The sequence below is a fragment of the Parabacteroides sp. TM07-1AC genome, assembly GCF_003480915.1.
GTDB lineage: Bacteria > Bacteroidota > Bacteroidia > Bacteroidales > Tannerellaceae > Parabacteroides > Parabacteroides chongii.
This window is the reverse complement of sequence record NZ_QUKD01000003.1, coordinates 351,541-363,586: the sequence shown is the minus strand read 5'-3', so window position 1 is coordinate 363,586 and position 12,046 is coordinate 351,541. Positions and strand designations below refer to the sequence as shown.

Here is a 12,046-nt window from a genome sequence, read left to right as displayed (position 1 = left end):
AAATATAAAACCCATGCAGTCTTTTCACTATTGATGTATCATATCTATATTAGCGTTGAAATAGATGGATAAACGGGAACTGGTAGATTTGTGCAGAAAGGGAGATGAGCAGGCGTTGGACTTACTCTATAAAACATATTCGGGAAAGATGATGAAGATATGCCTTCATTACGTGCCTGACAGACAGACTGCGCAAGATTTACTGCATGACGGTTTCATTATTATTTTCACATCCATTCATTCCCTACGTAACCCGGAGAAGCTGGAAAGTTGGATGGGTATCGTCATGAAAAATATATCTCTTCGCTATCTGAACCAGAATAATAGGGTTGGCATCATATCTTTGTCAGAGATGTCCGAAGAAGACGAACCGGTTGAAAGTATAGTGGAAATGAATTTCGTTTCGTATGACCGGATTATGGAGTTGGTGGAAAGTCTGCCCGAAGGATATTCGAAAGTGTTCAAACTGGCGGTGCTGGAAGGATTACCTCATAAGGAAATCGGAGAATTGTTGCATATTGCTCCACATTCGTCTTCTTCACAATTGTCTCGGGCAAAACTGTTGTTGAAAAAGATGATAAATGAGCATCGGCTGGCTTTGTTGCTGCTGCTGTTATCGTTTGTTCCTTTGCTATATAAATATGTGTATAGGCATCCTCGGCGACTACCGAAAACGTTTGAAGATATAGCCCAACAGGCGGAAACGGAAAAAGAAGAGAAAACAATGGAAGGTCAAAAACTAGACTCTCCGAACCCAATAATCCATTCAATACCAGTGGAGCGCCCACAGCCTTTAGAGAAATTGACTGCTCCACCATTGATACCGGCTAACACTCCGCCTTTGTTATCTTCGGAAAAGATTACATTTGACTTACAATCTGTTGCAAAGCCGTTGTTTATAGGTGAATTGGCTTATAAGCCGCTTTTCACTCCCTGCCCGACAGTAGATTTTGTCTCTCCGGGACGAAGCCGGAAATCGAACAAATGGAAATTCATGCTGGCAGGCTCCTTAGGTCCTCAGTTGGCTCAGAACCTATATAAACTGATTGCTACGCCTCATACCGACAGTGAAGGAAATCCGGATCTACCTCAGCAGGTAAGTACCTGGGAAGAGTATTATACCTATTTGCAAACCCGTTACCAGGAAGGTCTTTCAGGCGATTCGCTTTCATTGATGCAAATAGCCGGAAACAACCGAGGGCGGATTGTTGAACATCAACATCATGATGCCCCTGTTACGATTGGGCTTTCTGTCAATAAAAAACTGAATGAGCGATGGAGCTTTGAGACGGGATTGCAATATACTTATTTAAAATCAGATTTTGTCACAGGAGATGAAGCACGTATTCAGGAAACACAAAAGATTCATTATCTCGGCCTTCCTCTTCGTGTTTCTTATCGTTGGGGGACTTTCAGAAAGTTTTCGTTCTACTCGACGGCCGGTGTCCAGCTAGACATCCCCTTGAAAGGGAGACTCCATACGTTCCATGTAACGGATAGCGTGCCGATCAGTATCAGCTGTCAGCCATTGGATGTACCTTGGCAATGGTCGGTGAATACGAGTGCAGGTATGCAGTATCATATCACGCCCCGCGTCAGTCTGTATGTAGAACCGACTCTCAATTATTATATACCGGACGGAAGCGAACTGCGTACGATCCGAAAGGAACATCCGGTGACATTCACTGTCCCTGTCGGTTTGCGTTTCAGCTGGTAAAACATAAAAAACGGGCCTGACCGTGCAGTCTTTCCCTCTGTTGATTATCATCATTATAGATAATCAACAGAAAAGAAAGATGCAAGAACGACATATTGACCGTAAACGTTATTTTGAGGAACAGGCACAGACTTCTGAGAAATACTATCTTCCGTATGTAAAGAATGTTTTAGGAAATCTTCCGACACGGGTATTGGAAGTCGGCTGTGGGGAAGGTGGGAACTTGCTCCCTTTTGCCGAACGGGGCTGTGAAACAGTCGGAGTAGATATTGCAGCTTTGCGGATAGAGCAGGCACATGCTTTCTTTGCCGAAAAGAAACAGAAAGGAATGTTTGTCGCTTCTGATATTTTTCAGTTGAAAGAACTGGCAGGACGCTTCCCTCTGATTCTTATACATGATGTGATTGAGCATATCGGAGAAAAGTCTCGTTTTCTGTCTGATATGAAATGTTATTTAAGTGCCGGCGGAGTCATTTTTGTCGCTTTCCCTGCCTGGCAGATGCCATTTGGAGGACATCAGCAGATTGCTCGGGGGAAAGTTATATCTCATCTGCCTTTCCTGCATTTGCTTCCTGTCCCTATTTATCAATGGATATTGAAACAGAGCGGAGAGGAAAAAGGTACAATTGAAGAATTATTGAGTATTAAGAAGACGAGGTGTACTATTGAAATGTTTCAGGCAGTTGTGAGGCAGGCTGGTTATCAGATTGTTGACCAGCAACTGTATTTGATTAATCCGCATTATGAAATTAAGTTCGGATTATCTCCCCGGAAATTGTGGAAAGTGATTGCCTCTATCCCGTATATAAGGAATTTCTTCAGTACAAGTTGCTTTTATATACTACGAAAAGCTAGTCTGTAAATGATTGGGGAATATCATACGAAATACAGTCTTTTCACCTGGATCTACATTAACAAGCAACTCTCCCCCATGAAGCTGCATGATGCGGCGGGATAAGGGCAGGCCGATGCCGCTTCCTTCTTTCTTGGTGGAATAGAAGGGGGTGAATATATCATCCAGCCGGTTGTCGGGGATGCCTTCTCCGTTGTCGGTTACTTGCAGGAAGAAGGAGCCGGATGTCTGGATAGCTTCGACTTTTATTTCGGGATTCGGATTGTTAGCCGTAGCCTGTAAAGCATTGCGGATCAAGTTAATTAGAGCCAATGTGATGAGATTAGGGTCAAGTAGAATTTCGATATGAGGGGATGAGGTGTAACGAACGTTTTCGCATCCAGGTTCTGATTTGAGTAACCGGCTTAGCTTATCGAACAAGGTGCTGATGTTTACTTTCGTCTTGACCGGGTCGGGCAGATGTGTCAGCCGGTGATAGGCGTTTAGGAACGTATTCAGTTGCTGTGCCTGCTGGTGAATGGTTTGCAGGCCGTCTAGCATTCCGGCTTTCCCGTACTCATCACTGTATTTGATGAGGTCGGCAGATAGGGAAGCGATCGGGGTGATGGAGTTTCTGATTTCATGTGTCAATACGCGGATGATACTTTCGTAATAGAAACGACGTTCTTCCAGTTCGGTATGATTGTTCTCGAATTGTGTGATGATTCGGTTCATTTCCCGAAACAGGTTATTCAGAAACTTATCTCCTTTCTTTTGTGTAAAATGTGCGTTGAAATCGTTGTTCTTGATCGCGCTGAAGAAACTTTCCAGCTGGCGGTCGGTCTTCTCCATCTTCCTTGCCAACATAATCGCCAACGCCACGACCATACAACCGCAAACAAAAGCAAAAAAGAGCGAAGTTTGGCTAACTAAAAGCCACGCTCCCGCAACCGAGAATAACACGATACCTGTTATCCCGATGACGATGCTCCGGTGTAGTCTGTGATTCAGCATAATCTTGTTTGCAAAGGTATGATTTATTCTTCTCTGATCTCCCCTTTATATACATTAATCTTAATCAGTGCCTGTTTGGAGTTATGTGTATCTGATATCCAAAAGACGGAGTCATTTTGTGCACAGATACAAGTAGGTTGGCTGAAGGTGTAACCGTTGACGCTTTTTAGTTTGTTGTTCCATTTGTGTTCCTTTCGGTCGTAGATGTTGATGGCATTGTTGTCACCGGTTATATACAAATGGTTTTCAGTCTTTATCAATGATTTCGGTTTGAAGTCCAGGTCAAGGCTTAGTTTTGCCATGTCAATGGAACTTCCGTTCTCCATTTCATCATTGACCAAAGACGGATTTAATAGTCTGATTTTCCGACCTTCATAGTCTGTTAGTAGCAGATAGCCATCTTCATCGGCAAGCATTTTGTGGGGAGCGAAACTGTTGTTATGCGTTCCAATTCCGGCTGCTTTCCGATAGCGGTCTATTTTCCCTGAGTTTTGCGAAGTGACCGATGCTTCCTGATAGATACTGACACTGCCGTCTTTGTCACGTGCAAAAATCAAGCCGTCTGCCACATCCATAGCCTGTGCTTGAAACACAGGACCGTTATAATTTCCGTTACCTATGCAGGCAATGTACTGAAATCCCGGAAGTTTGAATACATGAATACGTGACTGTCGTTCGGCTACATACAGCCGATTGCCTACGGGAACAATAGCCTCAATCGGACTGTTGAAACTTTTCTCCTGGCCGTTAAAAGTCCAAGAACGTAAGGTGCGCATCACCCGGGTTGTTTCGGAGTCAATCAATAACAAGCTGTTATCGGCAGAGTTGGCTATAAAGAGCGTATCTCCGGAGTGGGCGATGGTATAGGGGCTAAAGGCATCTGTGAGTTTGAGGCTTTCACCAGTAAGTACCAATTGGGCCTTGTAGGAATAATACCAGTAGCTGTCATACTGATCTGTTGCATCCGGGTTGTTACCGTCATTCGGATCTATATCGTCTTTGCTGCATTGAACAGTTATTATTCCGTATAAAAATAATAGGATATATATCTTTAATTTCATTGTTCTTTCAGTCTGCAATTATCGTTGTTGAAATCTTTATTTTTGAGTGAGGCCGCCATCCAGCAGATCAAGTTCGGGATCTTCGATGATATATTTGGAGGGAACATTCAAATCGTTTTTGTTGTATCTGTTTGGATTCTTGCGTGTGTGCATGAATCGGCGTGAATAAACGGGAAGCTCTTTTGCCAGCGACAGGGCACGATATACATTCGCACATAGGGTAATCCATCCCGGCCCTGTTTGTTCGTAAGTCATATTGCCGTCATGACCGTATCCGATACAGTGTGCCAGTTCATGAAAGACTGTATGTGTTTCATTTTTGTCATCTACATAATGTTCCAGATAGCACCATTCGTTGAGCCCGTAAGTCTCACCACCACCAAGACCGTTTACTCCGGAGCAGTGTCCGAAACGGAGTCCGGAGTGGTTTAGGACTCTTTTTCTCAGTTGGTATTTGTCAATCAACGTCTTGTTGCTGTCGCTATGCAGCGGTCCAAATTCATGTAAGGCCTCTTCAAAAGCTTCAGAAGAAAACATATAACTCATATTCAGAGCAATGGCAACAGCTTCTCGTGCATGTGGTGGCAGCAGTTTGTATTTCCAGCTTCCTTCGCCGCTATAACCGGAAAAGTAGATACGCCAATTGCATAGGCTGGAAGTAATTTTTTGGTAGTAGGGATCATTACATTCCACTTCAAACGATATATTACTGGCCGATAGATGCGGGTTGGCTATAATTCGGATCTGTTTTCCACTACGGCTGATCGCTTTCATATCTTTGGTCGCAAACGGAATCTGTATTCTGAGTTGTTGGAATGGTTGAACCTTTTCCAGTTCCAGAAATTTAAAATCCTCGTCATAACCTTCGATCTTAGCCCAAATGGTTACATGCGAGATAGCCCTGGGGCTGTAAAAGCGGAGTTGGAAATAATGCTCTTCTTCCAGTGATAACTGTAATGGGCGATTGACATAGAAGCTGCGTTGGCTGCTGTTGAAATAAACTTCATCAGGCTCATCATCGTTGAGCAGATAATAGGTATTATCCGTTGTATATTCTTTTTCGCTTAGTTCGATTGGCAAATCAATCGTATAATCATCTTTTTCCGGAATGGAATCCGGCAGCTCGTCTTCTGAGCATCCTGTGAATAGAATAAGGCTGTAGATCAGCATAAACAGGCTGGTGGAAAATAACTTCTTCATCGTCTGTCTTTGTCTCTTTGGTTGTTATAAATACTTTAAAAACTGATTTTGCTGCAAAGATGCAACAAATACTTTTTGTCATGAATTTACTTTTTGGATAGTTTACTATCAAAAAAAGTAAACCTTCGACTATCGTTTGATAATCAAGGGTTAATTTGTGTACCCAGACCCGGTACAAACCATAGAAATCATAGGAAAATAAAAGAATCTATCTTCTTTATTATCAATTACTTGTACATTTCCTATTTTCTCTATTTTTGCCATATTTTGCCCATTTTCCGTTATTCAGTACACTTTTAGTACACTTTGAAATATCATTTTCTTTTGTACCTTTGCAATATCAGAAAACAAAAGAAAATCAACTATTTAGCGTAATCACCCGGTTATGGTACCTAAATCGGGATAAAACCTCTAAACAATGGCAAAGTTAGAAAATAAAACGAAAGAAAACCCCAAATTAGAGCAAAATAAGCTCTCGGATGGTAGAATTAGCCTTTACTTAGAGTATTATTTAGGTAGAGAGGAAAAGCCCGTATTAGATGAAAACGGCAATCAAGTGTACTATGATAGCGGAAAGATGCAAGGCAAGCCCAAGTTTGCAGTAAAGCATAACAGGCGAAAAGAAAACCTTTGTCTGTATCTGATAGATAAGCCCCGTACCCCTGCGGAGCGTCAGCAGAACAAAGAAACGTTGGAGCTTGCCACAAAGATACGTGCAGAGCGTGAGCAGGAATTTAAAGAAAGTATGTTGGGCTATCGGTTAAAAAAAGATAGAACGGTCAATTTCTTAGACTATTTCCAAGCCTATATCAACAGTTATACCAAGAAAGATATTCGCATGGTACAAATTGCGCTTAGCCGTTTTAAGGACTTCTTAAAAGAGCAATACCCCATGAATGAGTTTAGTATCAAACCGGAACTTATCACCAAAGAAATGATGGAGCAGTTTGTAGCCTATTTGCAATCCCGAAGTGTGGGTGAAGGTGCTAAAAGCATTTACCAGCGTTTCAAGAAAGTTATTCGATATGCGATTGACCACGATGTAATGTTGAAAGACCCATGTAAAAGTGTTACCTGTAAAGTGGATAGCCAAATGCTTCGAAAAGATGTTCTTTCTCCCGAAGAAATACAAAAGTTGGCGGCTTGCCATTATGACAACGAGAACCCGAATGTCAGACGAGCTTTTATCTTCTGCTTATACAGTGGTTTGCGTTTCTGTGATGTAAAAGACCTTACCTATAAGAATGTGGATTACGCTAATCGGTTATTGAAGTTTGAACAAAGCAAGACAAAGGGACATTCTGCCAGTAGTGGTGTGGTTATTCCTCTGAATGACGGTCTATTGTCTATCATAGGTGAAGCCCCGGCAGATAAAAACTGTTTGATATTCGATTTGCCTACTTACGAAAGCTGCTGCAAGTCAGTAAAGCGTTGGGTAAAGAGAGCCGGAATAGACAAACATATAAGCTGGCATTGTGCCCGACATTCGTTTGCCGTGAACATTCTGAATAATGGAGCCAATATCAAAACAGTAGCCAGTCTTTTAGGGCATAGCGGATTGAAGCATACGGAGAAGTACACCCGTGCGGTGGATAAATTGAAAGAGGAAGCAATAAACAGCTTACCCGAACTAAAGTTTTAACCATAAAAGACTTATCTTTGTAACTATGAACTTTGAAGCATTAGTAAAACATATCAGCACGATACAGAACACGTTGCAGGCACAAGCCGCACACGCTGTAAACCTTGCCCTTACTTCCCGAAACTGGCTTATGGGTTGCTATATCGTAGAATTTGAGCAGAACGGAGAAGACCGTGCCGCCTACGGTGAACAACTGTTGAAGAAGCTGGAACAACGGCTGAAAACAAAAGGTCTGAATGAACGTAGATTCAGGGAATTTAGACGGTTGTACCTTGTTTATCCACAATTAAAAGAACCTGTTACACAATACATTGCATCGCAAATCCAAATTCGGCACTCAGTGTGTGCCGAATTCATAGAACCAATTCGGCGGTTGCCATCCGCCGAATCTGCAATGAACATTCGGCGGATGCCGTCCGCCGAATTGGAAACTGCAAAAGAGTGGATAATTCCGGCAGATAGACTCTTTAATAAACTCACATATTCTAATTTAATGCTCATCTCCGCTATTGACAACCCCGTAAAACGTGCTTTCTATGAAATGGAAACTATTCGTGGCTGCTGGTCTGTAAAGGAGTTGGAGCGACAAATCGCATCTTTATATTACGAACGTAGCGGACTATCCAAAAACAAAGAAGCCCTCTCCGCTTTAGTCCAGCAACAAGCAACCTTATTACAACCTAAAGATGTTATCAATACACCTGTTACTTTAGAGTTCTTAGGGTTGAATGAACGTGCATTAGTGACGGAAAACGATTTGGAACAATCCATTCTTGACAACTTGCAACGCTTCCTATTGGAAATGGGACATGGCTTCTGCTTTGAAGCCCGGCAAAAACGCATCTTGATTGATGAAGATTATTTCTTTGCCGACCTTGTGTTCTATCATCGTATTTTGAAATGTCATGTTATTGTAGAATTGAAGATAGACAAGTTCCACCATGAGTATGCTTCGCAACTAAATATGTATCTGAACTATTTCAAAGCGGAAGTGATGCAGCCGGATGATAATCCACCTATCGGTATTCTGCTTTGCACTGAAAAGGGAGATACATTAGTAAAGTATGCCACTGCCGGATTAGACCCAAATATCTTTGTACAGAAGTATAGGATAGAACTTCCAACAGAAGAAGAAATTAAGGAGTTCATAGCTTCCTCAAATTATTAAAACAAGACACTCTATCATAAAAGCAACACTGGCGAAAAGAAAATAGAACTCTGTTTCTTTTCGCCAGCATACATACTTTGCTGTCAATAGAAATAGGTTTAGTCCGTTTTGGATATATAGACAAAAGAATAAACTAAACTCATTCAACTAATCTTTTAATGTCCCTGTATCCTATATTCATTGGGCGTTTTTCCTTCCATTTTTTTGAACCAATTATTAAAGTGTTGCGGAGAAGAGAAGCCTAACTCTTCTGAAATCTGATTAATAGATTTGGACTGGTCATCTAATCGCAACTTTACTATTTCCAATGTTTTGCGATGAATATGTTTCAAAGCTGAGACTCCGGTCACTTTTCGGACAAGGTCGCCCAAATAATTAGCGGAAAAGCATAGCTTATCGGCACAGTATTGCACGGTAGGCAATCCTTTCTGCACAGGCAAGGAAGAAAGGAAATAATCATCAAGCAATTTTTCCATCCGAGCCAAGACATTATGATTCTCTATTGTCCGTGTCTTGAATTGCCTGTCGTAAAAGCGAACGCAAAAATCAAGAACCAACTTAATGTAGTCAGTAATCAAATATTTGCTTTGCTCATCATAATGCTGCAATTCGTTTTGTATGTGTATCAGGCAATCTACAAGAATCAGCCTTTCCTGCTCCGTCAGGTGCAATGCTTCGTGAATGTCGTAAGAGAAATAAGAATAACGCCTCATGTTCTGTGCCAATTCAGTTCCTTGCAGCAAATCAGGGTGGAACAGTAACGCATACCCTTTTACTTGATGATATTCACCATCTTCTTCTGAACCGACCACCTGACCGGGAGCTATAAAAACGAGTGTACCTTCTTCATAGTCGTACACGCTATGCCCATACCTTAAAGCCGTATGCTTGCTTTCTTTTAAATAAATGGCATAATACTCTGCTCTCCGATGCAAATTGATATAACGGATAGGTGGAAGTGCTGCGAAATCCACGACATTGACCAATGGATGTAATGTTTCCGCCCCAATCATATCACAATATTGCCGTATATTCTTTATTTCTGTTATTTTCATCATCGTTTATTGCAAAATTCTAAAGCAAAGGTATTTATTTCCAGTCAATACAGGTATTGAAATGCAGAATTTCCACCTTGTACCGATAAAATTTATAATTCTATCCGTAGTATTTGCACCGACCACAAGCCTGATACATCCTAATTTTGCACCCGAAAAAAGAATAAGAATATGGAGATAAAAAAGAAATTCATATTGACCATTGTATTGTTAAGCTATTTGGCAACTGCCATCAATGGGGCGATAGTCATTACAGGATTGGAGAACATGGCTAAAGATTTGGATTTAAACCAATCTGTATTGTCATGGGTGCAGAATTCATATGTATTGGCTTGGGGATGTTTCATGTTATTGGGCGGGCGATTGAGTGATGCTTTCGGCAGGCGAGGTATCTTGAACCTGTCTCTTTTACTTTTTGGAATTGGTTCATTATTTGCAGGAATCGCTACATCTGCAACAATATTGATTTTCTCCCGATTTATTCAAGGCGTGGGGGCTTCTATTCTCGCACCTACTTCACTGGCTTTGATTATGGACTACTTCACTGGCGAAGAACGTATAAAAGCAATAGCGTGGTACAGTTCTATTTCTGGTTTGGGCATGTGCATAGGTTTGGTTATAGGCGGAACTTTAGCCAGTTTCTTTTCTTGGAGATATGGATTTTTTATTTATCTTCCACTTATTGTGTTCATGCTTATTGTTTCAATGAAAGTGCTTAACAAAAATAAGCAAAAACATTCCAAGGGGTATTTTGACATTTGTGGAACGATTGCTTCCGTCATAGGCATTTTCAGCTTTGTCTATGCCGTTAATGGGGCGAGCAATATATGGCTATGGCTGATAGTTTCCTGCATTTCCCTTTTTCTGTTCATGCGGATTGAATCAAAAGCCACAGCCCCCATTATGCCTTTGCGCCTGTTCAACAAGTCCCGCACTCGTGCCAACATAGCCCGCATATTATTTGCCGGAGCTATGATGGGGTTTTATTTCTTCGTGTCTGAATATCTACAAGAGGTTTTTATGTTTTCACCCTTATGGGTGGGTATTGCGTTTTTTCCTTTAACTCTATTTACTTTTTGGGGAGCAATAGAGGTTCCACGGGCAGTAAGACACTGGGGAAATAAAAAAACTCTGTTCGGGGGATTTGTACTGATGCTAACCGGATTTATAGGCATGCTTTATTTAAATACTACAAGTAGTTATTGGCTGGGAATAGGCATACCGATGATGTTGATTGGATTTGGGCAAGGATTGGTGATGAGCCCTCTTACAAATCTTGGAATACAGGAAGTACGACCTGAAGATTCAGGAGCGGCATCCGGGGTGGTCAATGCGGCACATCAGATAGGATGCTCTGTCGGGCTTTCTGTGATGGTGGCTTGTACAACCCATACAGCAGATATGGTTGCTATTTGCCACACAGCCATGCTAATCGGCTTCATCTTCACATTATTATCGTTTATCACCATTTTTTCAAGTAATTACAAATCAAATAATTAAAATTATGGAGTTTACAAAATTAAACAACGGGGTTGAAATGCCTTTATTGGGATTCGGTGTCTATCAGATTGCCCCCGAAGATTGCGAAAGATGTGTTACAGATGCCCTAAAAGTCGGTTATCGACTGATTGATACAGCTGCGGCATACATGAATGAAAAAGCTGTTGGAGAAGCTATTAGGAATAGTGATATTCCACGCAAAGAACTGTTTATAACTACCAAACTTTGGATTCAAGATGCTGGCTATGACAGTGCGAAACGTGCATTCTACGGTTCACTCGAACGATTGGGATTAGACTATCTTGACCTTTACCTTATCCATAAACCGCTGGGAGATTATTATGGTGCATGGAGAGCTTTAGAAGAACTTTATGAAGATGGTAAAATACGTGCCATCGGGGTATGCAATTTCTTCCCTGACCGTCTTGTTGATTTGGTTCAGCATAATAGAATAGTTCCTGCCGTCAATCAAATAGAAACACATATATTTTGGCAGCACAACGAATACCAAAAGCTAATGCAAAGCAAAGGTGTACAGCTTCAATCTTGGGGAGCATTTGTAGAAGGGAAAAACGGCTTCTTCCAAAACGATACTCTAAAAAACATAGGAGAGAAATATGGAAAATCAATACCTCAAGTTGCCTTACGCTGGCTTATCCAAAGGGGGATTGTCTGTATTCCCAAATCCTTGCACAAGGAACGTATGCAACAGAACTTCGACATTTTCGATTTCCGGCTTTCCGATGATGACATGAACCAAATCAAGTCATTGGATAAAGACCAAACGGCTTTCTATTCCCATTATGACCCGGAAGCGGTAGAACGTTTGAATAATATCAAATTTGAGATTTAAAATA

10 protein-coding genes are annotated in these 12,046 nt (G+C 41.4%); 6 read left to right on the top strand and 4 right to left on the bottom strand.

Annotated elements, in window-relative coordinates:
• The first annotated feature begins 64 nt into the window (after window positions 1-64).
• Both DXD68_RS09190 and DXD68_RS09185 read left to right on the top strand, forming a co-directional pair.
• Window positions 65-1,717, top strand: a complete 1,653-nt coding sequence (locus DXD68_RS09190; protein WP_122361349.1) for a sigma-70 family RNA polymerase sigma factor — start codon at window positions 65-67, stop codon at window positions 1,715-1,717.
• Between the two features lie 79 nt (window positions 1,718-1,796).
• A complete protein-coding gene (locus DXD68_RS09185) occupies window positions 1,797-2,579 on the top strand; it encodes a class I SAM-dependent methyltransferase (RefSeq protein ID WP_122361456.1) in 783 nt (260 codons plus the stop codon).
• Here the strand turns inward: DXD68_RS09185 and DXD68_RS09180 are convergent.
• The 3 genes from DXD68_RS09180 to DXD68_RS09170 are packed head-to-tail and all read right to left on the bottom strand — an operon-like array spanning window position 2,559 to window position 5,824.
• Window positions 2,559-3,563 (bottom strand): sensor histidine kinase, encoded by a 1,005-nt coding sequence (locus DXD68_RS09180; protein ID WP_122361348.1) that lies wholly within the window; start codon window positions 3,561-3,563, stop codon window positions 2,559-2,561. The genes DXD68_RS09185 and DXD68_RS09180 overlap by 21 nt on opposite strands.
• Before the next feature lie 23 nt (window positions 3,564-3,586).
• Window positions 3,587-4,624 (bottom strand): quinoprotein amine dehydrogenase, encoded by a 1,038-nt coding sequence (locus tag DXD68_RS09175; protein ID WP_122361347.1) that lies wholly within the window; start codon window positions 4,622-4,624, stop codon window positions 3,587-3,589.
• Between the two features lie 36 nt (window positions 4,625-4,660).
• Window positions 4,661-5,824: a hypothetical protein gene (locus tag DXD68_RS09170; protein ID WP_122361346.1), complete on the bottom strand. Its 1,164-nt coding sequence runs from the start codon at window positions 5,822-5,824 to the stop codon at window positions 4,661-4,663.
• Between the two features lie 418 nt (window positions 5,825-6,242).
• Between DXD68_RS09170 and DXD68_RS09165 the strand changes: the two genes are divergently transcribed.
• Entirely contained in the window at window positions 6,243-7,466 is a 1,224-nt protein-coding gene (locus DXD68_RS09165; protein WP_122361345.1) for a site-specific integrase, read from the top strand.
• Window positions 7,467-7,491: 25 nt separating this feature from the next.
• Window positions 7,492-8,634 carry a YhcG family protein gene (locus DXD68_RS09160; RefSeq protein ID WP_122361344.1) on the top strand — a complete coding sequence of 381 codons (1,143 nt, stop codon included), beginning with the start codon at window positions 7,492-7,494 and terminating at the stop codon, window positions 8,632-8,634.
• Between the two features lie 155 nt (window positions 8,635-8,789).
• On the opposite strand, the gene DXD68_RS09155 is transcribed toward DXD68_RS09160, so the two are convergent.
• Window positions 8,790-9,692 carry a helix-turn-helix domain-containing protein gene (locus DXD68_RS09155; RefSeq protein WP_122361343.1) on the bottom strand — a complete coding sequence of 301 codons (903 nt, stop codon included), beginning with the start codon at window positions 9,690-9,692 and terminating at the stop codon, window positions 8,790-8,792.
• Between the two features lie 168 nt (window positions 9,693-9,860).
• On the opposite strand from DXD68_RS09155, the gene DXD68_RS09150 reads away from it, so the two are divergent.
• Complete coding sequence (locus DXD68_RS09150; protein ID WP_122361342.1) at window positions 9,861-11,189, top strand: MFS transporter; 1,329 nt, start codon at window positions 9,861-9,863, stop codon at window positions 11,187-11,189.
• A 4-nt stretch (window positions 11,190-11,193) separates the two neighbouring features.
• Window positions 11,194-12,042, top strand: coding sequence for an aldo/keto reductase (locus DXD68_RS09145; RefSeq protein WP_008147931.1), 849 nt, complete (start codon window positions 11,194-11,196; stop codon window positions 12,040-12,042).
• Window positions 12,043-12,046: the final 4 nt, after the last annotated feature.